At 67.5% G+C, this 25,658-nt stretch carries 28 protein-coding genes, 1 rRNA gene and 1 other RNA gene; 11 read left to right on the top strand and 19 right to left on the bottom strand.

Features of this window, described 5'->3' with window-relative positions; translation table 11 throughout:
- Positions 1 to 10 precede the first annotated feature (10 nt).
- From FFS52_RS20385 to FFS52_RS20375, 3 genes are read left to right on the top strand one after another with little or no spacing between them, the layout of a single operon-like run.
- Entirely contained in the window at positions 11 to 934 is a 924-nt protein-coding gene (locus FFS52_RS20385; RefSeq protein WP_065631558.1) for a metal ABC transporter substrate-binding protein, read from the top strand.
- Positions 931 to 1,752, top strand: a complete 822-nt coding sequence (locus tag FFS52_RS20380; protein WP_065631559.1) for a metal ABC transporter ATP-binding protein — start codon at positions 931 to 933, stop codon at positions 1,750 to 1,752. The genes FFS52_RS20385 and FFS52_RS20380 overlap by 4 nt, the downstream gene beginning before the upstream one ends.
- Complete coding sequence (locus FFS52_RS20375; RefSeq protein WP_058253663.1) at positions 1,749 to 2,627, top strand: metal ABC transporter permease; 879 nt, start codon at positions 1,749 to 1,751, stop codon at positions 2,625 to 2,627. The genes FFS52_RS20380 and FFS52_RS20375 overlap by 4 nt, the downstream gene beginning before the upstream one ends.
- A gap of 55 nt (positions 2,628 to 2,682) precedes the next feature.
- Here FFS52_RS20375 and ssrA read toward each other — a convergent pair.
- Positions 2,683 to 3,056: a transfer-messenger RNA gene (gene ssrA / locus FFS52_RS20370) on the bottom strand.
- Between the two features lie 206 nt (positions 3,057 to 3,262).
- Between ssrA and FFS52_RS20365 the strand changes: the two genes are divergently transcribed.
- Positions 3,263 to 3,814: a hypothetical protein gene (locus FFS52_RS20365; protein WP_137810755.1), complete on the top strand. Its 552-nt coding sequence runs from the start codon at positions 3,263 to 3,265 to the stop codon at positions 3,812 to 3,814.
- Position 3,815: 1 nt separating this feature from the next.
- Here the strand turns inward: FFS52_RS20365 and smpB are convergent, their stop codons facing one another.
- From smpB to FFS52_RS20330, 7 genes are all read right to left on the bottom strand, one after another.
- The gene (gene smpB, locus FFS52_RS20360) at positions 3,816 to 4,292 is read right to left on the bottom strand and encodes an SsrA-binding protein SmpB (protein ID WP_068971869.1); all 477 of its coding nucleotides are present in this window, start codon (positions 4,290 to 4,292) and stop codon (positions 3,816 to 3,818) included.
- A 90-nt stretch (positions 4,293 to 4,382) separates the two neighbouring features.
- Complete coding sequence (gene ftsX, locus FFS52_RS20355; RefSeq protein ID WP_058253666.1) at positions 4,383 to 5,291, bottom strand: permease-like cell division protein FtsX; 909 nt, start codon at positions 5,289 to 5,291, stop codon at positions 4,383 to 4,385.
- A gap of 54 nt (positions 5,292 to 5,345) precedes the next feature.
- On the bottom strand, positions 5,346 to 6,032 hold the full coding sequence (gene ftsE / locus FFS52_RS20350) for a cell division ATP-binding protein FtsE (protein WP_058253667.1): 687 nt from the start codon (positions 6,030 to 6,032) through the stop codon (positions 5,346 to 5,348).
- Positions 6,033 to 6,123: 91 nt separating this feature from the next.
- Positions 6,124 to 6,726, bottom strand: a complete 603-nt coding sequence (locus FFS52_RS20345; protein WP_083229449.1) for a hypothetical protein — start codon at positions 6,724 to 6,726, stop codon at positions 6,124 to 6,126.
- Positions 6,726 to 7,679 (bottom strand): mechanosensitive ion channel family protein, encoded by a 954-nt coding sequence (locus tag FFS52_RS20340; RefSeq protein ID WP_068971895.1) that lies wholly within the window; start codon positions 7,677 to 7,679, stop codon positions 6,726 to 6,728. Before FFS52_RS20340 ends, FFS52_RS20345 begins: the two co-directional genes overlap by 1 nt.
- Positions 7,679 to 8,794, bottom strand: coding sequence for a peptide chain release factor 2 (gene prfB / locus FFS52_RS20335; RefSeq protein WP_137810754.1), 1,116 nt, complete (start codon positions 8,792 to 8,794; stop codon positions 7,679 to 7,681). Before prfB ends, FFS52_RS20340 begins: the two co-directional genes overlap by 1 nt.
- A 46-nt stretch (positions 8,795 to 8,840) precedes the next feature.
- A complete protein-coding gene (locus FFS52_RS20330) occupies positions 8,841 to 9,233 on the bottom strand; it encodes a hypothetical protein (protein ID WP_137810753.1) in 393 nt (130 codons plus the stop codon).
- A gap of 19 nt (positions 9,234 to 9,252) precedes the next feature.
- On the opposite strand from FFS52_RS20330, the gene hisN reads away from it, so the two are divergent.
- Positions 9,253 to 10,065 carry a histidinol-phosphatase gene (gene hisN / locus FFS52_RS20325; protein ID WP_137810752.1) on the top strand — a complete coding sequence of 271 codons (813 nt, stop codon included), beginning with the start codon at positions 9,253 to 9,255 and terminating at the stop codon, positions 10,063 to 10,065.
- Positions 10,066 to 10,179: 114 nt separating this feature from the next.
- On the opposite strand, the gene FFS52_RS20320 is transcribed toward hisN, so the two are convergent.
- Both FFS52_RS20320 and FFS52_RS20315 read right to left on the bottom strand, forming a co-directional pair.
- Positions 10,180 to 10,839, bottom strand: a complete 660-nt coding sequence (locus FFS52_RS20320; RefSeq protein ID WP_137810751.1) for an MBL fold metallo-hydrolase — start codon at positions 10,837 to 10,839, stop codon at positions 10,180 to 10,182.
- Positions 10,840 to 10,856: 17 nt separating this feature from the next.
- The gene (locus FFS52_RS20315) at positions 10,857 to 11,315 is read right to left on the bottom strand and encodes a DUF2752 domain-containing protein (protein ID WP_137810750.1); all 459 of its coding nucleotides are present in this window, start codon (positions 11,313 to 11,315) and stop codon (positions 10,857 to 10,859) included.
- A gap of 179 nt (positions 11,316 to 11,494) precedes the next feature.
- Between FFS52_RS20315 and FFS52_RS20310 the strand changes: the two genes are divergently transcribed.
- Positions 11,495 to 12,865, top strand: coding sequence for an acyl-CoA dehydrogenase family protein (locus tag FFS52_RS20310; RefSeq protein ID WP_137810749.1), 1,371 nt, complete (start codon positions 11,495 to 11,497; stop codon positions 12,863 to 12,865).
- 26 nt (positions 12,866 to 12,891) lie between these two features.
- Positions 12,892 to 14,115, top strand: coding sequence for an acyl-CoA dehydrogenase family protein (locus FFS52_RS20305; RefSeq protein ID WP_137810748.1), 1,224 nt, complete (start codon positions 12,892 to 12,894; stop codon positions 14,113 to 14,115).
- A 76-nt stretch (positions 14,116 to 14,191) separates the two neighbouring features.
- On the opposite strand, the gene FFS52_RS20300 is transcribed toward FFS52_RS20305, so the two are convergent.
- The 5 genes from FFS52_RS20300 to FFS52_RS20280 all read right to left on the bottom strand — a co-directional run bounded on the left by FFS52_RS20300 (position 14,192) and on the right by FFS52_RS20280 (position 17,957).
- Positions 14,192 to 14,572: a CrcB family protein gene (locus FFS52_RS20300; protein ID WP_137810747.1), complete on the bottom strand. Its 381-nt coding sequence runs from the start codon at positions 14,570 to 14,572 to the stop codon at positions 14,192 to 14,194.
- The gene (gene crcB, locus FFS52_RS20295) at positions 14,557 to 15,021 is read right to left on the bottom strand and encodes a fluoride efflux transporter CrcB (protein ID WP_084811789.1); all 465 of its coding nucleotides are present in this window, start codon (positions 15,019 to 15,021) and stop codon (positions 14,557 to 14,559) included. The genes FFS52_RS20300 and crcB overlap by 16 nt, the downstream gene beginning before the upstream one ends.
- A gap of 15 nt (positions 15,022 to 15,036) precedes the next feature.
- Positions 15,037 to 15,519 carry a DUF6790 family protein gene (locus FFS52_RS20290; RefSeq protein ID WP_137810746.1) on the bottom strand — a complete coding sequence of 161 codons (483 nt, stop codon included), beginning with the start codon at positions 15,517 to 15,519 and terminating at the stop codon, positions 15,037 to 15,039.
- A 4-nt stretch (positions 15,520 to 15,523) separates the two neighbouring features.
- On the bottom strand, positions 15,524 to 17,404 hold the full coding sequence (locus FFS52_RS20285) for a propionyl-CoA synthetase (protein ID WP_137810745.1): 1,881 nt from the start codon (positions 17,402 to 17,404) through the stop codon (positions 15,524 to 15,526).
- A gap of 109 nt (positions 17,405 to 17,513) precedes the next feature.
- Positions 17,514 to 17,957, bottom strand: coding sequence for a MarR family transcriptional regulator (locus tag FFS52_RS20280; protein WP_137810744.1), 444 nt, complete (start codon positions 17,955 to 17,957; stop codon positions 17,514 to 17,516).
- A 72-nt stretch (positions 17,958 to 18,029) separates the two neighbouring features.
- On the opposite strand from FFS52_RS20280, the gene FFS52_RS20275 reads away from it, so the two are divergent.
- On the top strand, positions 18,030 to 18,923 hold the full coding sequence (locus FFS52_RS20275) for an alpha/beta fold hydrolase (protein WP_137810743.1): 894 nt from the start codon (positions 18,030 to 18,032) through the stop codon (positions 18,921 to 18,923).
- Between the two features lie 10 nt (positions 18,924 to 18,933).
- Here the strand turns inward: FFS52_RS20275 and FFS52_RS20270 are convergent, their stop codons facing one another.
- Both FFS52_RS20270 and FFS52_RS20265 read right to left on the bottom strand, forming a co-directional pair.
- Positions 18,934 to 19,533 (bottom strand): MSMEG_1061 family FMN-dependent PPOX-type flavoprotein, encoded by a 600-nt coding sequence (locus FFS52_RS20270; RefSeq protein ID WP_137810742.1) that lies wholly within the window; start codon positions 19,531 to 19,533, stop codon positions 18,934 to 18,936.
- A gap of 26 nt (positions 19,534 to 19,559) precedes the next feature.
- Positions 19,560 to 20,201 carry a universal stress protein gene (locus FFS52_RS20265; RefSeq protein WP_137810741.1) on the bottom strand — a complete coding sequence of 214 codons (642 nt, stop codon included), beginning with the start codon at positions 20,199 to 20,201 and terminating at the stop codon, positions 19,560 to 19,562.
- A 160-nt stretch (positions 20,202 to 20,361) separates the two neighbouring features.
- Between FFS52_RS20265 and FFS52_RS20260 the strand changes: the two genes are divergently transcribed.
- Positions 20,362 to 21,534, top strand: coding sequence for a histidine kinase (locus FFS52_RS20260; RefSeq protein WP_242697067.1), 1,173 nt, complete (start codon positions 20,362 to 20,364; stop codon positions 21,532 to 21,534).
- A complete protein-coding gene (locus FFS52_RS20255) occupies positions 21,531 to 22,217 on the top strand; it encodes a response regulator transcription factor (protein WP_137810740.1) in 687 nt (228 codons plus the stop codon). Before FFS52_RS20260 ends, FFS52_RS20255 begins: the two co-directional genes overlap by 4 nt.
- An 11-nt stretch (positions 22,218 to 22,228) precedes the next feature.
- On the opposite strand, the gene FFS52_RS20250 is transcribed toward FFS52_RS20255, so the two are convergent.
- Entirely contained in the window at positions 22,229 to 23,488 is a 1,260-nt protein-coding gene (locus FFS52_RS20250) for a helix-turn-helix domain-containing protein (protein ID WP_137810739.1), read from the bottom strand.
- A 155-nt stretch (positions 23,489 to 23,643) separates the two neighbouring features.
- Between FFS52_RS20250 and FFS52_RS20245 the strand changes: the two genes are divergently transcribed.
- Positions 23,644 to 25,509 carry an NAD(P)/FAD-dependent oxidoreductase gene (locus FFS52_RS20245; protein WP_137810738.1) on the top strand — a complete coding sequence of 622 codons (1,866 nt, stop codon included), beginning with the start codon at positions 23,644 to 23,646 and terminating at the stop codon, positions 25,507 to 25,509.
- A 56-nt stretch (positions 25,510 to 25,565) separates the two neighbouring features.
- On the opposite strand, the gene rrf is transcribed toward FFS52_RS20245, so the two are convergent.
- Positions 25,566 to 25,658 (bottom strand): 5S ribosomal RNA (gene rrf / locus FFS52_RS20240); the annotation flags it as partial.

Genomic DNA, 25,658 nt, shown 5'->3' with positions numbered 1-25,658 from the left:
TAGTGTCGGCATGCCCAAGCTCGTGCGTCGCCGGTTCGTCACCGTCGGGGCACTGCTTGCTGCCGTGTGCACGATCCTCGCAGGATGCACGCTGTCGAGTCGGCTGCCCGACGAGAAGGTCGTGCTCACCACGTTCACCGTGCTCGCCGACATCGCCTCGGAGGTCGCCGGCGACCGTCTGCAGGTGGAGTCGATCACCAAGCCGGGAGCCGAGATCCACGGCTACGAGCCGACTCCCGGCGACATCCGCCGGGCCGCGACCGCGTCGCTCGTCCTCGACAACGGTCTCAACCTCGAAGCCTGGTTCGCACAGTTCGTCGACGGCCTCGACGTCCGGCACGTCGTCGTCAGCGAGGGTGTCGAACCGATCGACATTGCGTCGGATGCCTATGCGGGCAAGCCGAATCCGCATGCGTGGATGAGTCCGGTGAATGTGCAGATCTATGTCGACAACATGGTGCGCGCGTTCACCGAGCTCGACCCCGACGGCGCCGCCACCTTCGAATCGAACGCGACCGCGTACAAGCGGCAGCTCCAGCAGGTACAGACCGATCTCACCTCCGCACTCGCCGGACTACCCGCCAACGAGCGGGCCCTCGTCACCTGCGAGGGCGCGTTCTCGTATCTCGCCCGCGACGCCGGACTCGTCGAGCGCTACATCTGGCCGGTCAACGCCGAACAGCAGGCGACGCCGCAACAGGTCGCCGAGACGATCGACTTCGTCCGGGCGAACCGTGTCCCCGGCGTGTTCTGCGAGTCCACGGTCTCCGACGCCCCGATGCGACAAGTCGTGAACGCGACCGACGCCCGGTTCGGCGGCACCCTGTACGTCGACTCGCTCTCCGAGGCCGACGGCCCCGTACCCACCTATCTCGACCTCATCCGCCACGACGTCGCGACCATCGTGTCGGGCCTGACCGGGAGCAACACGTGAACGTCTCAGCGACAAGCGGTTCCGCCATCGAGGTGACGGACGTGACCGTACGGTACGGCGACATCCTCGCGCTCGACCACGCGTCGGTACGAGTACCGTCCGGCCAGGTGTGCGGCCTCGTCGGGATGAACGGATCGGGCAAGTCGACGCTGTTCAAGACGATCGTGGGGTCGGTGACCCCGACGACCGGCACGGTCCGGCTCGGCGGCCGGACCCCCGCCGCGGCGCGTCGGGCCGGCGCGCTCGGTTACGTGCCGCAGTCCGAGGACATCGACTGGAGCTTCCCGGTCTCGGTCCGTGACGTCGTGATGACGGGTCGCTACGGCCATCTCGGATTCACGCGCCGCCCCAAGCGGGCCGACCACGACGCCGTCGACGAAGCCCTCGCACGCGTCGAGCTCACCGACTTCGCCGACCGCCAGATCGGCCAGTTGTCCGGCGGGCAGCGCAAGCGGGCCTTCGTGGCCCGCGGCATCGCACAGGAAGCCGAGATCCTGCTGCTCGACGAACCGTTCGCCGGCGTCGACAAACGCACCGAGGGGACCATCACCGCACTGCTACGCGAACTCGCCGATGCCGGGACGACGATCCTGGTGTCCACGCACGATCTGCAGGTCCTGCCCGAGCTGGCCGACGAGGCGATCCTGCTGATGCGCCGCGTGATCGCGCAGGGCGCGCCGGCCGAGGTGATCACCACCGACAACCTCGTCCGCGCGTTCGGGCTCGATCCGCTCGCCCGACCGACGTTCGAACGCCTCGAGTCCGAACGCCTCGAGTCCGGGCGCCTCGCCACCGATCGCCACGAGGAGGTCTCGTGAACATCGTCGACATCCTTCTCGACCCGTTCGCCTACGCGTTCATGACGCGTGCCCTGTGGGCGACGCTGATCGCCTCGGTCGTGTGTGCGCTGTTGTCGTGCTGGCTCGTGCTGATCGGCTGGTCGCTGATGGGTGACGCGGTCTCGCACGCGGTGCTGCCGGGCGTGGTCCTCGCCTACATCGTCGGCGTGCCGTTCGCCATCGGCGCGGTGATCTTCGGCTTCCTGGCGGTGGCACTGATCGGCGCTGTCCGCGACGGCGGCCGGGTCAAGGAGGACGCCGCCATCGGCATCGTCTTCACCACCCTCTTCGCCTTCGGCCTGGTGCTGATCTCGGTGACGCCGAGCCAGACCGACCTGAACCACATCATCTTCGGCAACCTCCTGGGCGTCTCGACGTCGGATCTCGTGCAGATCGCGATCCTGGGTGCGATCGTGGCGACCTTGCTGCTGCTCAAGAGACGCGACTTCACCCTCTACGCCTTCGACCGCACGCACGCCTTCGCGATCGGACTCAGCCCGAAACTCCTCGGCGCGGCCCTTCTCGCGCTGCTCGCCCTCACCGCGGTGACCGCGCTGCAGGTGGTCGGCATCGTGCTCGTGGTCGCGATGCTCATCATCCCCGGCGCGACGGCCCGACTGCTCACCGATCGCTTCGGCCGGATGCTCGTCATCGCGCCCGCGATCTCGGCGATCTGCGGGGTCATCGGCCTCTACGTCTCCTACTACCAGGACACCTCCCCCGGCGGGATGGTCGTCCTCGTCCAGGGCATCGCGTTCTTCGGTGTCTACCTGTTCAGCCCGACCCACGGCGTCGTCACCAAACGACGCAAGCATCGCGAGAGCGCGACGCTCGATGCGCTGAGTACCGGTTAGCGAACCGGCCGGCGCGAAACGAAAGGCGCCCCACCGAATCCGGTGGGGCGCCTTCTCGTGGAGCTGCCGGGAATTGAACCCGGGTCCTCCGTCGTGTTGTTAGGGCTTCTCCGTGTGCAGTCCGCTATGTCTCTACTCGGATCTCTCGGTCACGCGAACAAGCCGAGATGACGATCCCAGTCGCTGTTTGATGTTCCGACCTCACCCGCGACCGGCGAGGACGGTGAGCTCCCATGGATGATGCCGGCAACCGGGTCTGGGAGCATAACCCGGGCCGACAGACTAGCCGGCGCTACTCAGGCAGCGAGGGCGTAGTCGCGCTGATTGGAATCGGCGCTTAATTGGTTGCTGCGACGCTCACGGTGGTCTCCAGCCTGCACCGACACGCTTCCCCTATCTCGACGCACGAAGTCGAAACCGATCAGCCCCGAGTAGGACCCGCCGACCGGAGTCAGCGGGCACTTCAGTCTAACAACTCGTCACTCAGAGTTCATTCCCATTACCGGTCGCCTACCGCTCGCCGCGATCACCAGCGCTTTCACAGCTGACCGACAGCGTCGACCAAGACACCGCCGGGATTGTGGAGACCTCGTGAGCCGAGGACGGACTCGGCCGACCGACGAGAGCGAGACCACGTGACCTCCCCGACCCCTGGCGGACACGACCCCGACCGCACCTCCCCGGCCCCGCCGGCGCCCACGACATCCGACGACGCCGCGACCACTCCCATGGGCCCGGCGCCGACCCCGGGAGCGAACTCCCACGAGTCCATCGGCGCGGGCAACTCACCCGATTCACGCGGCCCGGTCGGCGAACCGAGCCCGGTGGCCCCGAAGACCGCACCGGCCCGGTCGGCCCTGATCGCCGGTGCAGCCGGGCTGGCCATCGTCGCGGGCGCACTCGGCTTCGGCGCCGGCTACATCACCGGGGACAACACGACGCCCGAGCGGCCGTCGCCGGCCGCCGTCTGGCAGCAGGGCGGCAACGGGCCCGGAATGGGCGGCGGTCCCCAGATGGGTGGACCACAGATGGGTGAACCGCAGATGCGTGGCCCCGGGATGGGCGGCCTGCCGGGCCGACAGAACCAGGAGGGTGAGAGCGGCTCCGAATCCGACGACCAGAACGGACCGAACACACCGCCGGGAACGCCGACAGAGCAACCGGGCCAGGCCGACACCGGCGCCTGAGTCAGCCCATGCCCTTCACGCGGCGGCCGACCTCACGTTCGACCTCGCGTTGAGCGGTCCGCTTGGCGATGTCCTGGCGCTTGTCGTGCGCCTGCTTGCCACGGGCCAGCGCGAGCTCGACCTTCACCTTGCCGTCGTTGAAATACATCGACAGCGGCACCAGCGTGAGGTTGCCGTCGCGGATCTTGCCGACGAGGTTGTCGATCTCGCGTCGGTGCATCAGCAGTTTGCGCTTGCGGCGGACCGAGTGGTTGGTCCAGGAGCCGTTGCCGTACTCGGCGATGTGCAGGGCATGAAGCCACACCTCGCCGTCGTCGATCGTCGCGAACGCGTCGACCAGCGAGGCCTTGCCCGCCCGCAGGCTTTTCACCTCGGTGCCGACCAGGACGACGCCGGCCTCGTAGACGTCGAGGATGGCGTAGTTGTGCCGCGCCTTGCGGTTGGACGCGATCACATTGCGTCCTTTTTCCTGCGGCATACACTCACCTCCTCGTAGTGTGGTCGATCGCCCTGTTGGTGACCGACCGGTTGCTGATCGCCGACAATCCGAACCGCCCGGACGGACCGATCATTCCCGGACATAGACACGAAGCGTGACATACGCGGTCGCACCCGCCAACACAATTCCGCCGAGCACCAGCCACGGTGCGACGAACAGTACGTCGGTCAGCTCGATCCGGGCGAAGAAGCTGACCCCGTACAGCTCGCGTAACGCATTGTCGAAGAAGAACTTCTTGGCCAACAGCAGACCGCCGATGGCCAGCATCGAGCCGACAAAGGCCGACACCACCGCCTCGAGTAGGAACGGCAACTGTGTGTACCAGCGGGTCGCGCCGACGAGGCGCATGATCGACACCTCGGTCCGTCTGGTGAACGCCGCGACCTGAACCGTGTTGATGATCAACAGGATGGCGGCGATCGCCAGGACCGAGGCGATGGCGAAGGTCGCGTTGCGGACGCCGTCGAGGACGCTGAAGATCCGCTGCACGAGCTTGCGGTCGTCCTTGAAGGCGTCCACCCCCAGGTCTTTCCGCGTCGCGTACTTGGTGAGCACCGCGTCGAACTGGCCGGGATCGGACACCCGCACGCGCAGCGAGGCCGGTAGCGTGCCCTCGACGATGTTCTCGGCGAGATCGGGGTTGTTCGCGAAGATCTCCTTCGCGCGTTTGAAGGCCTCGTCCTTGTCGAGGTAGGTCACCGAGGTGACGCCGGGTTCGTTCTCGAGCCCGCGGCGAAGTTGGGCGCATGGGTCGGACTCGCACTGCGGATCGCGTTCGGTCACCTCGGGATTGAGATAGAACTCCATCTCCACCCGGTCGAGGAAGATCTGCTGACTCTTGTCCGCCATCTGGATCACCAGGAGCCCACCGCCGAACATTCCCAGCGTGATCGCGGTGGTGATGATCATCGCGATGGTCATGGTCGCGTTGCGGCGGAGTCCATGGAGAACCTCGCTGATGATGAAATTCGCTCGCATGTCTGCTCAGACAGTCCTTGGGTCTCGGGGAAGTGTGTCGGGTCGGGCTGCGCGTCAGCCGATTCCGTACACGCCCTGCGGGTCGTTGCGGACGAGTTGGCCGCTGTCGAACTCGAGAACCCGTCGTCGCATCGCGTCGACGATGTGGCGGTCGTGGGTGGCCATCACCACCGTGGTGCCGCGGCGGTTGACCCGGTCGAGGACGTCGACGATCTCCTCGCTGGTCTCGGGATCGAGGTTGCCGGTGGGCTCGTCGGCCAGGAGCACCAGCGGACGGTTCACGATGGCGCGGGCGATGGCCACGCGCTGCATCTCGCCGCCCGACAACTCGTTCGGCATGCGATCGTGCTTGCCTTCCAGGCCGACGTACTCGAGCACCTCCGGCACCACCCGCTGGATGGTGGAGCGAGGCCGACCGATCACCTCGAGCGCGAACGCGACGTTCTCGGCCACCGTCTTCTTCTGGAGCAGACGGAAGTCCTGGAACACACACCCGATCGACTGCCGCAGCTTCGGCACGCTGCGCGCCTTCAGTCGGTTGACGTGGAACTCCCCGAGGTACACCTCGCCGCTCGTCGGGCGGTCCTCCTTGAGGAGCAGACGGAAGAACGTCGACTTACCTGATCCCGACGGACCGATCAGGAACGCGAACTCCCCCTTGTCGACCTCGAAGCTCAGATCTCGCAGAGCGGGTCGACTGGACGCCTTGTACTGCATCGTGACGTTCTCCAGCTTGATCACGATGTGCCAGTGTAACGACGACTCCTGAGAGTGCGTTCAGGCACGACGCCCCAGCTCAGCCACCCGCCTGACCAGCGAATTCCCCGCCGGTTCAGCGTGTCGGAACCGTGGTGGTCGGCGTCTGTCCGCCGAAATTCGGGAGCGGGATGTTGGGCAGACCCGGGATGGTCTCGCGGCTCGTACCGGGCGCGGGCGCCGGGGCCCCGTCCGTCGACGAGCCGTCCGTACCCTCGACGCCACTGGTCGAGTCGGTCGTCGACGGTTCCGTCGAGGTGGTGGTCGTGGATGACGACGTCGACGGTGGCGGCTCGTACGTCGGTTCGACCGTCTGCGATGTCGTCGGCGCGGGCCGTGCCGGTGAGTACACCACACCGTAGCGCTGCGAGGTGTATCCGTACAGCACGCAACAGGCGAGGAAGACCGTAACCAAGATCGCGGTGCTGGTCCGCATCCGGGTGCGGGCGATGTGCTGCCAGTCGTGCCCTCGCTTGCCGTCGGACTCGTCCGGCGACTGCTGCGGCGGTGGGGCCTCGGGGGGGATGCCCTGCGTCGGGATGATCTGTGTCGGGGCGTCGTCGGCGGGGATGTCTCTACCAGGCCCACCCTCGCCGGGCTGCTCGTCGTGGGGCAGGCTCTCGTCAGGCCTGTCCCCAGCCGGCTCGTTCCGGCGCGGGGAATTCGGTGTCTCAGCCATCAGTCTCCCCCGTCCCGATTGCCCTGATCGGCGTGTGTCGCCGGCGGCCCACCCGCGGACCGGACCTCGCGGGCGGGCACATTGATACCTTCACGCGCCAGCGCTCGGATGATGTGGACACGCAGCGCGCGCCCGACCTCGAACTGCTTGCCCGGAAGCGTACGAGTGACCATGCGCACCGTGATGGCGTCGAGCTCGAGGCTGATGACACCGAGGGACGACGGTGCGTCGAGAAGTAGGTCGTGCCACCGGGGCAGGGCGTAGAACTCCCGGCCCACCCGGTCGAGCGTGTCGTTGACGAGCCCGATGTCGGCTTCGGACGGGACCGGGACGTCGACGACCGCGCGCGCCCAGTCCTTGGACAGGTTGGTGGCCTTGACGATCTGGCCGTTGGGGACGGTGATGACCTCACCCTCGGCGGTGCGCAGTTTGGTCACCCGCAGGGTCACGTCCTCAACCGTTCCCTCGGCCGGCGCGTTGCCCGTGACAGTCAGGTTGACGACGTCGCCGTAGCCGTACTGCTTCTCGGCGACCACGAAGAACCCGGCGAGGATGTCCTGCACGATGCGCTGCGCACCGAAGCCGAGGGCGGCACCGATCACCGCGGTCGGACCGGTCAATCCGCTCAGCGGAATCCCGAACACCGACAGGGTGTGCACGATGACGATGATCCCGATCACCACGATCAGCGTCCACGCCACCACGTCGACCAGCGCGCGACGGTGTTTGGCGTCCTCGGTCTGGACGATGAGGTCGCTGGTGGAGAACCGCGAGTCCACCCGGGAGGCGTACTTGTCGGCGCCCCACCGGATCAATCGGGCGAGCAGCACCGCGCCCAGGATCCAGATGAGGATCTCCAAGCCGTTGGTGGCCATCCACACATAGACCCGACCGATCAGGACCTCGGTCGGGCTCGGCGGCGCGGCGAGCAGCAGGACTCCGGGATCGCGCATCACGCTTCGGCGGTCGCCATCCGCCAGCGGATCCCGGCCTCGATGAACTTGTCCAGCTCCCCGTCGAGCACCGACGTCGGATTGTTGTCCTCGACGCCGGTCCGCAGGTCCTTCACCATCTGATACGGGTGCAGCACGTAGGAGCGCATCTGGTTGCCCCAGCTCGAACCGCCGTCACCCTTGAGTGCGTCGAGTTCGGCGCGCTCCTCCTGGCGCTTGCGGTCGAGCAGCTTGGCCTGCAGCACGCGCATGGCCGACGCCTTGTTCTGCAGCTGGCTCTTCTCGTTCTGACAGGTCACGACGATGCCGGTGGGGATGTGGGTCAGCCGGACCGCGGAGTCGGTCGTGTTGACCGACTGCCCGCCGGGGCCCGACGAGCGGTACACGTCCACCTTGATGTCGTTCTCGTCGACGTCGATGTGGTCGGTGGTCTCCACCACGGGCAGCACCTCGACCTCGGCGAACGATGTCTGACGGCGGCTCTGGTTGTCGAACGGGCTGATACGCACGAGCCGATGGGTGCCCTGCTCGACCGACAGCGTGCCGTACATGTACGGGGCCTTCACCGCGAACGTCGCGCTCTTGAGGCCCGCTTCTTCGGCGTAGGAGGTGTCGTAGACCTCGACGCCGTAGCCCTTCTGCTCGGCCCAGCGGATGTACATGCGCATCAGCATCTGCGCCCAGTCCGCCGCGTCGACGCCGCCCGCACCGGAGCGGATGTTGACGACCGCGTCGCGCGAGTCGTACTCGCCGGCGAGCATTGTCTTGACCTCCATCGCCTCGATGTCGGTCCGCAGGCTCTCACGTTCGGCATCGGCGTCGGCCAGCGCAGCCGTCTTGTCGTCACCCTCTTCGGCCTCGGCGAGCTCGTAGAGCACGGGTAGATCCTCGAGGCGCTGCCGCAACTCCGAGACCTTCCGGAACTCGGACTGCGCGTGCGAGAGCTCGCTGGTCACCTTCTGGGCGTGGTCCTGGTCGTTCCACAGGTCGGGATCCGAGGCCTGCATCTCCAGCTCGTCGATGCGACGACGGAGCTCCTCGAGGTCGAGCACCTTCTCCACGGTGGTCAAGGTGGCGTCGAGGGATTCGAGGTCTGCGGTCACGTCGGGATGCACGGTGATCCAGAGTACCGACAGACGGGCACGCGAGCGCCCGGGAGGATCAGACTGGGCCGGGACCGGCTTCGGGCATCACCCCGAACCGCCACGACGTCGCGGCCTTCTGCGGTTTGTAGAGGACCGGCAGATCGTCGCCGACCTGGGGCCAGGGGTCGCCCGCGCCCAGCACGAGCGTCCCGTACACCTCGGTCGGACTGGTCTCGGGACCGACGATCGTCCCGGAGATGGTGCAGAACCGGTTTCCGTCCTTGTCGGCCGCGCTCTTGGTCGGCTCGTCGTCGCGGTCGGAGACCCCGACGACCGTGAACGTGCCCTGCACGAACTGAGAGGCCTTGGCCGCCGACACCGGCTGCGGGTTGCGGCCGCGCTGCCACTGCACCACCAGCACCACCACGAGAGCCGCGATCAACAGGGTGAACGTCACGGTCAGCAACATGACAGCTACCCTACCGGGCATGTCTGTCCCTCCCGGTCCGACGACGTTCAGCGATGACCTCGAGCTCGCGCTCTCCCTCGCCGACTCCGCCGACGCGCTCACCATGGACCGCTTCGGCGCCGTGGACCTGAAGGTGGACGACAAGCCGGATCTCACACCGGTGTCCGATGCCGATCTGGCGTGCGAAACCCTGATCCGCGAACGCCTTTCGGCCCGTCGCCCCGCCGACACCGTGCTCGGTGAGGAGTTCGGCGGCGACGCCGTGCTCTCCGGGCGGCAGTGGGTCGTCGATCCCATCGACGGGACCAAGAACTTCGTCCGCGGCGTCCCGGTATGGGCCACGCTGATCGCACTCCTCATCGACGGCGTGCCCACGGTCGGGGTTGTCTCGGCACCGGCACTTCGCCGACGCTGGTGGGCGGCAACAGGTCTCGGTGCGCACGTGCGTTTCGACGACGAGGATGTCCGACGCCTGTCGGTGTCCGGAGTGGCCGACCTCGGGTCGGCGAGCCTCGCGTTCTCGAGCCTGTCCGGCTGGGCCGATCGCGGCATCCGGGGAGAGTTCATCGACCTCACCGACCGGGTGTGGCGCGTGCGCGGCTACGGCGACTTCTTCAACTACTGCCTCGTCGCCGAGGGTGCGGTCGACGTGACCGCCGAACCCGAGGTCTCGCTGTGGGACCTGGCGCCGCTCGACATCCTGGTACGCGAGGCAGGCGGACGCTTCACCGCCCTCGACGGCACGCCCGGACCCGCCGGCGGCAGTGCGATCGCCAGCAACGGACTGCTGCACGACGAGGTGCTGGGAGCGCTGCGCGTCGACCCTTCGTGACGCTCGCAAGCTCGCTCCTCAGGGACCGGAGGGAGCCCGCTCGCAGGCCCCCCTCGCTGGTTGAGCCGGTGAGGAGCGCAGCGACGAACCGAGTCGAAGCCACCTCCCGGCCCCTCACACCTGCGTGGCGCTCTCCTTCTCCAGCACCGTGAACTCGGTCGCGTCGTCCTTCATGTCCGCGAGTCGCCCGTAGTGGATGCCGCTGCCGGCGTCGGACAGGACCGCCTGATGGATGGGGACGGCGACGCGCGGCGCCATCGCCCGGAGGTAGTCGACCGATTCGCTGAGTTTCATCCACGGCGCGGCCGACGGCAGCGCGAGAACATCGACATGCTCGAACGGAATGTAGAACGAGTCCCCCGGATGCATGAATTGGCCCGGCTGGTCGGCGGTCCCGAGGACATAGGCGACGTTGTCGATGACCGGGATCTCGGGATGGATGACGGCATGCCGGCCGCCGGTGAAACGCGCGGTGAGCGAACCGATCTCGATCTGGTCGCCGCTGCGGGCGGCCGTCCACGCGCCGGCCACGTCGTCGTCGTTGAGCTGCTTGGTCGTCTGGGGATCGGCGTAGAGGATCGCGTCGGGGTTCGCGGCGACGAGCTCGGGCAGCTTCGCGACGTCGCAGTGGTCAGGGTGCTGGTGGGTGATCAGGATCGCGTCGAGATCGTCGATGCCGTCGAACCCGTGCGAGAAATTCCCCGGATCGAAGAGCACCTTGGTCCCGTCGATCTCGACGAGCAGACAGGAATGGCCGAAGTGGGTGATCTGCATGACTCCACTGTGCCCGTTCACACGACGACCGGGAAGAACCCCCACCCGAACGCGGCGTCGAGGATTCGCACGAAACCGTAGGTCAGCCACACCCCCAGCAGGACGGCGCCGACGGGTCCGAGCACGCAGTCGCGCCAGCCGGCGAGCGGCGCCCCGCGACGGCGCACCAGGGTGACCGTCGCCGCGACGACGGTCACCGCGGTCAGCACCAGCACCACCGGACCGAAGGCATTGAAGGTGAACGCGGACCCGACGTCGCCGTGCATGAAGGCAACCCAGCTCCGGGTGAGTCCGCAGCCGGGACACGGAAGTCCGGTCATCAACGCGAACGGACACAGCGGCGGTCCGCTCTCCACACCACTCGGACTGAACACACACGCGGCGCCGAGCGCGGCGGCACCGACCACCGCGACGGTCGTCGCGCCCACCACCTCGCTGCCTGATAAGCCCTGTTCGCGGCGGTGATCGAGGGTCATGCGGCCAGCGTAGCGGGTGTGCGGAAAGGCGGTGTCGGGCAAGTGCGTGACAAACTTCTTACTCCGAAGTAAGGTACGGACTTACTACCGAGTAAGATAGGTCGCATCGACCCTCCACCCACACGTGGATCCACGCACAGACCCCCACCGGGGCGACTGGAAAGAAACGGCTGGTGATCATGACAACCCACACCGAACCACGCGACACCTCCGCAGTCGGCCGCAACCCGCACCCGCGCAACTTCATCGGCACCGCGATGCGCGTCCTGACCACGGTGACGGGTTCCGAGTTCGCCGAGAAGTACAAGATCCGCGAACCCATCAACCGCATCGCCTACCAGGGCACCAAGACCGGTTTCCAGACCCTCGGGGCGGCGAACCGCGCGTTCAAGGCCGCTCAGGGCGGCGGCTCCGGCCAGGCCAAGCGTCTCACCAGCACGCCCAAGGACTACTTCAACCTCACCCCCGACGACGAACAGCAGATGATCGCCGAGACGGTGAAGGAGTTCGCCACCGAGCTCCTGCGTCCGGCCGCACACGACGCCGACGCCGCCGCAGCGGCCCCCGAAGACCTGGTCAAGCGGTCCGCCGAGCTCGGCATCACCATGATCAACGTCCCCGAGGAGTTCGAGGGCGCCGCCTCCGAGCGCGGGGTCGTGACCAACGCGCTCGTCGCCGAGGCGATGGCCTACGGCGACATGGGCCTCGCGCTGCCGCTGCTCGCACCGAGCGGCGTGGCCACCACCCTCACCAACTTCGGCACCGACACCCAGCAGCGCACCTACCTGCCCGACTTCGCGGGCGAGAACGTGCCGCAGTCCGCTGTCGTGATCGCCGAGCCGAAGCCGCTGTTCGATGCCTTCTCGTTGAGCACCAAGGCAACTCGCGTGCCGAGCGGGTTCCGCCTCAACGGTGTCAAGTCCTTCGTCCCGGCCGCCGGCTCGTCGGAACTGTTCATCGTCGGCGCCCAGCTCGACGGCAAGCCGGCCCTCTTCATCGTCGAATCCGACAGCAAGGGCCTGATCGTCGAGGCCGACCCGGGCATGGGTGTGCGCGCCGCGGGCATGGGTCGTCTGCTGCTGCAGGACGTCGCCGTACCGGCGACCGCCATCATCGGCGGCGAGGCCGACGCCGCGACGTCGGCGTACCGCGACGTCGTTCGCCTGTCCCGCCTGGGCTGGTCGGCGCTGGCCGCCGGCACCGCACGCGCCGTCCTCGAGTACGTGATCCCCTACGTCAACGAGCGTGAGGCCTTCGGCGAGCCGATCTCCAACCGCCAGGCGGTCGCGTTCATGGTCGCCAACATCGCCACCGAGGTCGACTCGATCCGCCTCGTGACGCTGCGCGGCGCCGCACGCGCCGAGCAGGGCCTGAGCTTCGCCCGCGAAGCCGCCCTCGCCCGCAAACTCACCATCGACAAGGGCCTGCAGATCGGCCTCGACGGCGTCCAGCTCCTCGGCGGCCACGGCTTCACCAAGGAGCACCCGGTCGAGCGCTGGTACCGCGACCTCCGCGGCGCCGGCATCGGCGAAGGCATCGTCGTCCTCTAGACCGCCTGTGACCGAAGGAAACTGACATGAGCATCAATCTCGAACTCCCGAAGAAGCTGCACGTCACCATCGACCAGGCACACCAGGCGGCGGCGGAGATCTTCCGGCCCATTTCGCGCAAATACGATCTGCGCGAGCATGATTACCCGGTCGAGCTCGACACCCTGGCCAGCCTGTACGACGGACTCGCCGAGACCGGCCAGGCCGGCGCGGGCGCCGACGGCGGACGTAGCCAGCAGAAGAAGGCCAAGCCGCGCGAAGAGGGTGCGGTGGTCAACGGCGGCAACATGCAGTCGGCCCTCAATGTGATCGAAACATGCTGGGGCGACCTCGGTCTCATGCTGAGCATCCCCTACCAGGGGTTGGGGAACTCGGCCATCGCCGCGGTGGCCACCGACCAGCAGCTCGAACGGTTCGGCAAGGTGTGGGCCGCGATGGCCATCACCGAACCGAGCTTCGGCTCCGACTCCGCTGCCGTGAGCACCACCGCGACCCTCGACGGCGACGAGTACGTCATCAACGGCGAGAAGATCTTCGTAACCGCCGGCTCGCGTGCCACCCACATCGTCGTGTGGGCGACCGTCGACAAGAGCCTCGGCCGCGCCGCCATCAAGAGCTTCGTGGTCCCGCGCGAGCATCCGGGCGTCGAAGTCGTTCGCCTGGAACACAAGCTGGGCATCCGCGTCTCCGACACCGCGGTCATCCGCTTCGAGAACTGCCGGATCCCCAAGGAGAACCTGCTCGGCTCCCCGGAGGTGGACACCAAGAAGGGATTCGGCGGGGTCATGCAGACCTTCGACAACACCCGTCCCCTCGTCGCGGGAATGGCTGTCGGAGTCGCGCGGGCCGCGCTCGAGGAACTGCGCCGCGTGCTCGACGAGGCCGGCATCGAGGTCGACTACGACCGTCCCGCCGCCGACCAGCATGCCGCTGCCGCCGAGTTCCTTCGCATGGAGGCCGACTTCGAGGCCGCCTACCTGCACACGATGCGCGCAACCTGGATGGCCGACAACAAGCAGCCCAACTCCACCGAGGCGTCGATGTCGAAGGCCAAGGCCGGCCGCACCGTCACCGACATCACCAACAAGGTGGTCGAACTGACCGGCACGCTCGGTTACTCGGAGCGGCTGCTCGTGGAGAAGTGGGCGCGCGACTCGAAGATCCTGGACATCTTCGAGGGCACCCAGCAGATCCAGAACCTCATCATCGCCCGGCGCGTGCTCAACAAGAGCAGCGCCGAGCTCAAGTGAGCCGCTGACCCACAGTATTCGGCCCCGCTCCCTCGTCGAGGCGGCGGGGCCGAATCGCGTTCTGGGCGGGTCTCTCTCACACCGTCCAGGCCGCGGCCATGCCCGCGGCGCATGCCGCCACCGAGGCGAGCAGCGTGATGACGGCGTACCCGCCGGCGACCAGCCGCTGCCTGTTCTCCGCCAGGCGGACCACCTCGAAGCTGGCAGTGCTGAAAGTCGTGTAGCCGCCACAGAATCCGGTCCCGAGGATGGCCTGCAGCTCATGTGGCGCACCGTGGAAGAGCACCAGGCCGGCGAGGACCCCGAGCAGTGCCGAACCGGTGACGTTGATCACGAAGGTTCCCCACGGCGTGACCGTCGGCCATCTCCACTTGACGGCACCGTCGACGACGAACCGCGTCACCGCACCCAGCGCGCCGGCCGCCATGACGGCCAGTGCGATCACCGCGCCGCCCATCGGGTCGTGAATTTCGAGGCGAGTGCGATCCCGCCGCCTGCCGCGAGCAGACCCAGCACGACGCTGACCACCGCGTACGCAAGTGCCGTCGCCACCGCCGAGGCGCGCGTCAGCTCCGAGATCTCCAGCGCGAACGTGCTGTAGGTGGTCAGCGCCCCGCAGATGCCGGTGCCGCCGAACAGCCGAACCCGCTGACGCCAGCCCTCGTCATGCCCCAGCCGCGCAAGAAGCTCCAGCAACGCACCGAGAACGAAAGCGCCGATGACGTTGACCGCGAAGGTCGCCCACGGCCAATGCCCGTCGGCGACCGGAAACGTCTTCTCCGCCCAGTACCGAACGCCCGTACCGATCAGCCCTCCCGCGAACACCCACGCGAGGGCGTGCACGCGTAAGTGCAGCGGGCGTTCGTCGGGATCGACGGGGAGCTCGTCGTGCTTGTCCATCTGCACGCGACCAAGTCTGCGCTAGGCGACGACCGTGTACAACACGATCAGGTAGACCGGCACCAGCACGTCGAAGAAGAAGATCGGTCCGGCATTGCCCGCCTTGAAGTTCCGGCGGGTCACCATCTCCCGTACATGTCCGACGGCCGCACCGAGATAGAACACGGAGAACGCGATGATGGTGGCGAGAGTGAACTCGTCACCGAAACCCGATGCGATCACGCCCAAGACACCCGTCGCCAGGCTGGCGAGCCCGACCTCCCATTGCCACGGCGTCTTCGGGGGCCACCCGATCGACTCGGCGATCGGCTCGCCGAAGAACATGTGGCCGCACCCGGTCATCCATCCCTGGACACCGATCATCCACAACACGGAGTTCTCGAGCAGATCCCGGCCCAGGTCACCACCCGGGGTCGACGCGTCGACGATCGTGGTGATGATCGTGCCGACCAGCCCGACGAACGGCACCAGCCGGATCGCGGTGCGAAGCACACCATCGAGCATCGACTCAGCCCTCGAGTTGTGCGGCCAGCGCGGTCAGGACATCGGGGTCCTCGATGGTGGAGGGCACGGTGTACTCCTCGTGGTCGGCGATCTGCCGCATGGTCTTCCGGAGGATCTTGCCCGACCGTGTCTTCGGCAGCGCCGGCACCACCGTCACGTCGCGGAACGTCGCGACGGCCCCGATCTCGTCGCGCACCATGGCCACGAGTTCGGTGCGCAGTGTCTCGGCGTCGATGTCGACGCCGGACTTGAGCACCACGTACCCGCTGGGACGCTGGCCCTTCAGTTCGTCGTGGATGCCGATGACCGCGCACTCGGCCACCGCCGGGTGCGACGCCACCACCGCCTCGATACTGCCCGTCGAGAGCCGGTGTCCGGCAACGTTGATCACGTCATCGGACCGGCCGAGAACGAACACGTAACCGTCGGCATCGACGTAACCGGAGTCGCCGGTCAGGTAGAAGCCGTCGAACGCCGACAGATACGACTTGCGGTACCGCTCCTCGTCGCGCCACAACCCGGCGAGGGTTCCGGGCGGCAGCGGCAGACCGATGACGATGTTGCCCTCCTCGCCCGGGCCCAGCGAATTGCCCTCGGCGTCGACGACGCCCACGCGGTAGCCGGGAACGGCGACCGTCGGCGAGCCCGCCTTGATCGGCATCGGCTCCAGCCCACGGAGATTCGCCGCGATCGCCCAACCGGTCTCGGTCTGCCACCAGTGGTCCACGACCGGGACACCGAGCACCTCCGAGGCCCACGTGAACGTGTCCGGGTCGAGCCGCTCGCCCGCCGCGAACAACGTCTCGAGCGAGGACACGTCGTACTTGCTCAGTTCGGTGGCTTCCGGGTCCGCCTTGCGGATGGCGCGGATCGCGGTGGGTGCGGTGAACAACGCCTTCACCCCGTGCTGGCCGATGACACGCCAGAACGCGCCCGCGTCCGGGGTGCCGACCGGCTTGCCCTCGTACATCACCGATGTCGCTCCGACGAGGAGGGGCCCGTACACGATGTAGGAGTGTCCGACGACCCACCCCACATCCGAGGCGGTCCACCACACGTCGCCGGCGGCGATGTCGTAGATGTTCGCCATCGACCAGGTCAGGGCCACCGCATGTCCGCCGTTGTCGCGGACGACGCCCTTGGGCTTCCCGGTGGTCCCCGAGGTGTAGAGGATGTACAGCGGATCGGTGGCCTCGACCGCGACCGGCTCGACCGGATCGGCACCGGCGAGCACGTCGTCCCAGTCGAGCCAACCCTCGTGATCCGCTGCAGCACCGTCGATCTCGGGACGGTCCTTGACGATGACGACGCGCGGGGGCGTCGCCGACAACTCGATGGCCTTGGCCACCATCGGCAGATACTCGACGACCCGGCCCGGTTCCAGACCGCCCGAGGCGGTGAGGACGGCGACGGGCTCGGCGTCGTCGATACGGGTCGCGAGCTCACGAGCGGCGAAACCGCCGAAGACCACCGAGTGCACCGCGCCGATCCGCGCGCACGCCAGCATCGCGACGGCCGCCTCAGGGATCATCGGCATGTAGATCACCACGCGATCGCCGTAACCGATCCCCTGCTCGGTGAGGACACCGGCGAATCGGGAGACCTCGTCGAGCAGTTCGGCGTAGGAGTACCGACGGACCTCGCCCACCATCGCCGAGTCCCAGATCAGCGCGGTCCGGTCGCCGTGTCCCGCCGACACGTGGCGATCAAGGGCATTGGCGCACGTGTTGAGGGTGGCATCCGGGAACCAGCGATAGAACGGGGCGGCGGAGTCGTCGAGCGCCGACGTGGGCGGCTTCACCCAGTCCACCGCGGCGGCTGCGTCGAGCCAGAATCCCTCGCGATCGTCAGCTGCCCGTGTGAACGCTTCGATGTACCGGCCCATGGCCATCCCTTCGCCGTCGTCGGTGAGGGCACCGGTGTCGTCGGTGCCGCATCGCCCTTCGAGGGTATCGGTGTGACCGTCACCACGAAAATGAGATGCCCGGTCTCGGTCAGCGGCTGCGAGCGTCGGCCACCGCAGTCGTGACCCGATCGAGGAAGGTGCGGATGGCGGCAAGTTCATCGTCGGAGAATCCGTCGGCCACGGCGATGACCTGCTCGATGAGCGGTCCGAAGAACGACCACCCCATCTGCTGAGCCGCGTCGGTGACGTGCAGCGCCACCTTCCGACGGTCGGTGCCGTCCCGCAAGCGCGAAACCAGGCCCTTCGTCTCCAGGCGATCTATCAGGGCCGTCGTCGATGCGCTGTTGAGGCCGAGATGACCGGCCAGCCAACCCGGCGACGCGACGTCGCCTGACCGCTGCCGGTCCAACAGCGCGACGAGGGCTCGGAGATCGGTGGCGTGCAATTCGTTTCGGGCGGCGAAAGCGGAGCCGAACACATCGAGCTCCAAGGTCAACGATCGCAACCGGTGCACGAGGTCGTCGTTGTTCACACGGTTACTGTACTCGTCACCACTCGACAGTCTAGTATCTCGATGATCGAGTAATTTGCCGGAGGGAGTCCGATGTTCGCCAAGGTCCGCCCGACGATCGACACCTTTGCCGCCACGCCCGACGGCGCCACGTTCTTCGCCCACTACGACGCCCTCGTGCAGAGGTCGTCCGCCACACCACTCGACATCGGCAGTCGGTTCGGCACCACGCGAGTCAACAGTTTCGGACCGGCCGGGACCAGACCGGTGATTTTGCTGCCAGGCGGCGGGGCGACCTCGATGGCCTGGGTGAACGTCGCCGGCTCCCTCGCACGAACACGCCGGGTACACGCAGTCGACCTCATCAACGACGTCGGCCGTTCCCACGTGACCCGGCCCCCGGACACCGCAGGCGACCTACTCGACTGGCTGTCGTCCGTCCTCGACGGGCTCGGCGCCGCACGCGTCGACCTCGCCGGCCACTCCTACGGTGCCATGGTCGCGCTGGCCTACGCGGTCGGTCCCGGCAAGGACCGGGTGGACCGGCTCGCGCTCGTCGACCCCACCTCGTCCTTCACCGGCCTGCGCACGACCTATCTCCTGCGGGCTCTGCCAGTCTTGTTGTCTCCCAACCCCGGGCGGCTCCGGCGTTTCCTCCGATGGGAGACCGGTGGGGCCGCGTTGAACCCCGACTGGCGTGACATGTACTGCGCCGGAGCCCGGTTCCCCACCGCGCCGACCGTGGTTCCGAAACGGCCCACCGATGAAGCACTCTCGGCACTGGGAGACGGCGGGTCGGTGACCGTGATAGTCGCCCCCGACAGCCGGGCGCACGATCCGAGGGTCGTCTCACGGCGTGTACGGGCATTGTTGCCCTCGGCGCGGGTGACGATGCTGCACAGCGGCAGTCATCACACTGTTCCCCTCGAACCCGCGGACGAGATCGCTGATGCACTCGTCGGCGCTTTCGACGACACCTCGGCGTAGCTCGCCGCCCTCAGTAGAGGTAGGGACGGAAGCTGTCCTCGGTGAACCGTTCGTTGCCCGCTTCGGGCATCACGCGCCGGGTGATCTCCGCGACCGACGGCAGCGCCTCGGGCCGCCAGGTGTCCGGTCTCCACAGGTCGGACCGCAGGAACGCTTTGGGACAGTGGAAGAAGACCTCTTCGACGGTGATCTCCACCGCGAGGATCGGCCGCTTTCCGTTGATCGACAGGTCATCGAAGTAGTCGGCGTCGCCGACGATGCGCGCCGGGCCGTTGATCCGGAGGGTGTCGCCGCGACCGGGCACGACGAAGATCGAGCCCGCTCGGGGGTTTCGCAGGATGTTCAGGTAACCGTCGACACGACGGTTGCCCGGCCGCTCGGGTATCGCGATGTGCCGGTCGTCGATGACGTGGACGACCTTGCCGGCCGGGTCGCCCTTGGGCGACACGTCGATCCGTCCGAGTTCGTCGGCGGTCGCCAGGAACACCATCGGCGACTCCACGAGCCATTCCCGGTCGACATCGGCGAGACAGTTCCGCGCCTTGTCGCGGATGATCTCCATCGGATGGCCGACGATCTCCCGCAGCCTCGACTCGTCGGTGATGTGCATCTGCACATCGTGTCACGCGGCCGTTGCTACGCGGGTCGCGGTGCGGGCGCCGGCCAGGGGAAGGCCCAGGTGGTGTCGCGGACATCGTCGACCCGCGCCGCCCGTCGGCGCAGATGGACCGACCCGTCGGTGACGATCAGGGTGACGTCGGCGTCGAGTCGTCCGGCGAGACGTCGGGCGGTCCAGCCCGGTCGTGTCCCACCGGTACCGATGACGACGGCACCGGCCTCCACACGTCCGGCTGCCCGGTGCAGGACCGTCGTCGGGTCGCCGACCTCGCTCATGGTCGACACCGTCCGTGCACCGTGCCACCTCGCGAGTTCGGCGGCGGTCCGCAGGGTCTCGTCGACTCCCGCCTGGCCGGAGAGCAGATAGGACTCGTCCTTGAGGGCGTCGTGCAGCGTGGTGCTCGCTTCTTTCCGACGACGCCGCGTGGCGCAGATCAGGATCAGGTCGCCGGAATCGCCGAGCAGTCGAACGGCGACCTTCACCGCACGCAACGAGGCGTCACTCCCGTCGACTCCGACGACGACCGGACGGCCGAACCCCGCGTGGCTCTCCACCCGTACGCCGCGCGCGTCGATCGGCGGGGCCAGGCCGGGATCTGTCGGCCCTGGTCGGGTCTCGAGGCGCTCCCAGCGCCGGGGTCGCGTCCGCAGCGTGCTCATGATGTCCTCCTCGGTCGGCGATATCGGCTGCTCACAACGCTATGGAGGCCATCGTCCCGAGTCGCCATCCCGCGGGTTGACCGGTTCTCCACCCCCGGGTGGACAGCGGAATCCACCGTGAGGCGGACGTTCGGCAGTTCTGCGGAACTATCCTGGAACGGTGACGGGCTTCACAGCGGAGATGGGCGCGGGGCTGCGCCGGCGGATCGAACGGGCGGGCGGCGACTACCCGCCGCTGTACCCCGCGGTGATCCTGTCGTCGAGCGTCGTGGTCACACTGGTGTCGACGGCCCAACGTTTCCCGTTCGATCAGATCGGGTGGGTGATCGCGGCTCTGGTCCTCGCCGTGCTCTCGCTGGCGCTCGACCTGACCCTGCCGCCGACCTCGTACCCGTGCTCTGCGGTGATTACCAGTACGGTCTGCTTCCTCATGGTCCAGACGCCCACCGACGCCGCCCCACTCCAACTCGTCCTGGTGGCGGCGATCGCCGCCGCGATGTATCCCCTTCTCGGCGGACTGATCGTGACGGCGGCCTGCTTCGCCGTCATCGTGTGGTTCGGCGCAGTCGGCGGTCTCGAATCACCGGCCATCTACGCGCTCGGCGTCGCGTGCGGTTGGCTGATCGGCTACATGATGCTGATCCAGAAGCGTCTGGCCGACAATCGGGCCCGGGTGCTCGCCGAGCGTGCCGACCGCGCCGCGAGCGACGAACGACAGCGGATCGCCCGCGAGATCCACGATGTCATCGCGCATTCCCTGTCGATCACCATGCTCAACGTCACCGGCGCCCGTCGCGTGCTCGAACAGGACCGTGACATCGAGGAGGCACTGGAGGCACTCTCCGACGCCGAACGCCAAGGCCGACAGGCGATGACCGAGATCCGCACCATCGTCCACGTACTGGGGACGACCGAGCCGACGGGATCGACGGCCCCGTCACCGGGCGCCGGAGACCTCGTCCGGCTCGTCGAGGACTACCGCAAGGCCGGCGTCGACATCGACTTCAGCCTCGTCGGCGACCTCACCGAGCTGCCACGTCCGGTCGGTGCGGCGCTGTATCGGATCACCCAGGAGTCCCTGGCCAACGTCGTCAAACACTCGGTGGCCAAGCAGGCCTCGGTCTCGGTGTCGGTGGCCGATGCGGTGGCTCTCACGGTCGAGAACCCGGCGACCGAGGATCGGCCTAGAGAATGCGACGGCACCGGTATCGAGGGAATGACCCAGCGCGCGGCACTGCTCGGCGGCACGCTCCACACATCACATCGCGCAGGCTCCTGGTCGGTACACGCGACGCTGCCGTCGCGACCGATCACCGCGGGGGTGCCCGCATGACGACGACCGCACCCGCCGATCCCGCGACCGACCCGATCCGGGTTCTCCTCGTCGACGACCAGGAGCTCATCCGTACGGGCCTGCGTCGCATCCTGCGCCTGCGCGACGGCTTCGACATCGTGGGTGAGTGCGCGGACGGCTCCGGAGTCCTCGCGGGGATCGCCGAAAACCGGCCCGACATCGTCCTGATGGATCTGCGGATGCGCGACGTCGACGGCATCACCGCCACCACGATGGTCCGCACCCTGCGGGAGCCGCCGCCGGTGCTGATCCTGACCACCTTCGACGACGACGCCCTGTTGTCCCGTGCGCTGCGCGCCGGAGCGGCCGGGTTCATACTCAAGGACTCGCCGGCCGAGGCGCTGATCTGGGCGGTCCGCGCGGTGGTCCGTGACGGTGCGTTCCTCGACCCGGCGGTGACCGAACGCGTTCTCCACGGTTTCCGACGGTCGGGGCGTGAGCAGGTGAGCACCGTGCCCGGATTCACCGACCGCGAGACCGATGTCCTCCGCCTGATCGCCCGCGGCCGTACGAACGCGGAAATCGGTGCGGCCCTCGGCATCTCGCAGGTGACCGTGAAGAGCCACATCAACCACATCTTCACGAAGCTCGATCTCCGCGACCGGGCGGCGGCGATCGTATACGCCTTCGACCGTGGGCTCGTGGTCGCCGAGTACGACTGAGCCCGTGTAGATCAGTCGCGCACGGTGGTGATCTCAGGGGCGATCACCTCGACGTCGACCCCATCGACGAACCGGTACGGGCCCGCCACGAGCAGACCACCGAAGTACTTGCGCAGCCGGGACATCTCGGCCCGCACGGTGACCGTCCGGTCGTCGACGCCGAACAGATGCATCGACATCTGGGCCGCGGTGACGCCGGCGGGCCGTCGCGCCAGGAGGGTGAGGATCTCGCCATGCCGGGGCGAACAGCGATGGGTCCAGGCACCGCTCGCGCCTTCGACGGTGACCTCGACATTTCGGAGACCCGACGCGTCCGGCGGTACCCGCACGATCACCCGTGTGGTGGATGCGTCCGAGGTCTCCGCGACGCGCACCAACCATCCACCGGGCAACGCCTCGACGTCGCACTCCCCCAGCGCATTCACGAAGATCCGGCCGGGGCCGAGCCGCGGTGGCAGGATCAGTCGCGATCGCGGAGACACGGTGTCCACGGCGGCGACCCACCCGTCGGTGTCGACCGCCAACGCCGGGCCGGGCATGCGGGCGAGGATCGGCGCGGCCACCGCCCGCAACGAATCGAGTCGTCGGTGGTGGCTCTCGCGTAGTTGTGATTCGGCCAGCCGGGCGACCGCATGCACCAGCGCCAAGGTGGTCGGATGGATGGTGGCGGCCGGACCACTCACATCGACCACCCCCAACATCTCACCGGTCCGCGGGTCCTTGATCGGTGCACCGGTACAGGTCCACGAATGATGACTGCGCACGAAGTGCTCGGCCGAGAACACCTGCACCGAACGACCGGACATCAGTGCCGTACCGATCGCGTTGGTCCCCACCGAGCCCTCGGCCCAGTCGGCACCCTCGACGAATCCGAGAGTGTCCGCGCGCGTGAGCACCTTCGACGATCCGCTCCGCCACAGCACGTGCCCGTCGGCATCCGAGACGACCAGGATGTTGTCGCCGTCGGCGATCAGCGAGTCGAGGCCACGTGCCAACTCGTCCACGACCTCCGCCAGGCCGGAGCGTCGGCGGCGTTCTTCGAGCTCCTCGAGCTGAAGCGTCCGTTCCCCGGCGCAGTCCACGTCCGGGTCGAGACCGGCACGTCGGAGTCGCTGCCACGAGTCGTCGATGACGCTCCGCGGACGCGCCGGCATGCGCCCGCCCGACATCGCCGCGTCGTGAACCGCGCTGAGAACGGACGCGAACTCGCGCGGATCGTCGCCGGCGTGGACCGCGGGCTCCAGCTCGGAGGCCGACTCGTAAGCGTTCATCTCTTCGATTGTGCGTCACGTCACAGACGACGACAACGTACCCCGCCCCTCGCAACCCCCTGCAACCCTTGCCGCCACCCGGCGCCGGGGCGTCTGCTGTCCACAACCCGCTGTGTTCCACATCACGTTCGCGGGGCACATTTCGAGGAGGCATCATGACTCAGACATTGGAACCGCTGGTCCATCTCGACCGCACCCCGCAGGAGCGAATCGACGCCTGGCTGCGCGAGTTCGAATCCGCACTCGCCGCACACGACATCGCCCGCGCCACGAACGCTTTTCTGACCGACAGCTACTGGCGCGACCTGACCGCATTCACCTGGAACATCAAGACGGTGGAGGGCCACGAGCAGATCGCCGACATGCTGACCGCGCGTCTCGCCGACACCCGGCCGTCGAACTTCACCACCACTGAACCGGCCACCGACGACGGGGACGGTGTCGTCTCGGCGTTCATCGCGTTCGAGACCGCCGTCGGACGGTGTGAGGGACACCTGCGCATCCGTCGCGACGACGACGGCACCGACGGTGGCGGGCGCGACGCCGGGGAGGACAAGGCCTGGACGCTGCTGACGACGATGCAGGAACTCAAGGGACACGAGGAGTCGGCCGGCCCGAATCGACCGCTCGGGGCGGTGCACGGTTCCGACCCCGACACCCGTTCCTGGGCGGAGAGGAAGGCCGACGAGGAACTGTCGCTCGGACGGTCGGCGCAACCGTACGTGCTCGTGATCGGCGGCGGGCAGGGCGGTATCGCGCTCGGCGCACGACTCCGCCAGCTCGGCGTGCCGTCGGTCGTCGTCGATCGCCATGACCGTCCCGGGGACCAGTGGCGCAAACGCTACAAGTCGCTGTGCCTGCACGACCCGGTCTGGTACGACCATCTCCCGTACCTACCGTTCCCCGACAACTGGCCGGTCTTCGCACCCAAGGACAAGATCGGCGACTGGCTCGAGTTCTACACCAAGGTCATGGAGGTTCCGTACTGGAGCAAGACGACGTGTCTGTCCGCCGAGTACGACGAGGCCGAGTCACGGTGGACGGTTGAGGTCGACCGGGACGGTGAGCGCCTCACACTTCATCCGACGCAGCTGGTCCTTGCGACCGGGATGTCCGGCAAACCTGCCGTCCCTTCGGTCCCCGGGCAGGATGTGTTCGCCGGCGAGCAACACCACTCGAGCGCACACCCCGGACCGGACGGCTACCTCGGCAAGAAGGTCGTCGTCATCGGCTCCAACAACTCCGCGCACGACATCTGCAAGGCGCTGGTGGACAACGGCGTCGACGCCACGATGGTGCAGCGCTCCTCGACCCACATCGTGAAATCCGACTCGCTGCGGTCGATCGCCCTCGGTTCCCTGTACAGCGAGGAGGCGGTCGCCTCCGGAATGACGACCAAGAAGGCGGATCTCACCTTCGCCTCATTGCCCTACCGGATCATGCACCAGTTCCAGATACCCGTGTATGAGCAGATCCGCCAACAGGACAAGGACTTCTACGAACGCCTCGAGGCGGCCGGCTTTCAGCTCGACTTCGGGGATGACGACTCCGGACTCTTCATGAAGTACCTACGCCGCGGGTCCGGCTACTACATCGACGTGGGCGCGAGCGAACTCATCGCCGACGGAACGATCAAGCTGGTCCACGGTCAACTGGACCACCTCACCGAGAATTCGGTGGTGCTCGCCGACGGGACCGAGATCGACGCCGACGTGGTCGTCTACGCCACAGGGTACGGATCGATGAACGGCTGGGCCGCCGACCTCATGGGCCAGGAGGTCGCCGACCGTGTCGGCAAGGTGTGGGGACTCGGTTCCGAGACGACCAAGGACCCGGGCCCCTGGGAGGGCGAGCAGCGGAACATGTGGAAGCCCACCCAGCAACCGGGCCTGTGGTTCCACGGCGGAAATCTGCACCAATCGCGACACTATTCGCTGTATCTCGCGCTACAGCTGAAGGCGCGATATGAAGGAATCCCCACGCCCGTATACGGCTTGGCGGACGTCCACCACCTGAGCTGATCACCAATGAGAAAGGCCCCGCAACCACGAGGGTTGCGGGGCCTTTCTGAAATTGTGTTCGGCGGTGTCCTACTCTCCCACACTGATTAGGGTGCAGTACCATTGGCGCTGGAGGGCTTAGCTTCCGGGTTCGGAATGGGGCCGGGCGT

Source organism: Gordonia sp. ALPHA1B1 (genome assembly GCF_005502615.1).
GTDB lineage: Bacteria > Actinomycetota > Actinomycetes > Mycobacteriales > Mycobacteriaceae > Gordonia > Gordonia hongkongensis.
This window is presented reverse-complemented; position numbering and strand designations above follow the sequence as displayed.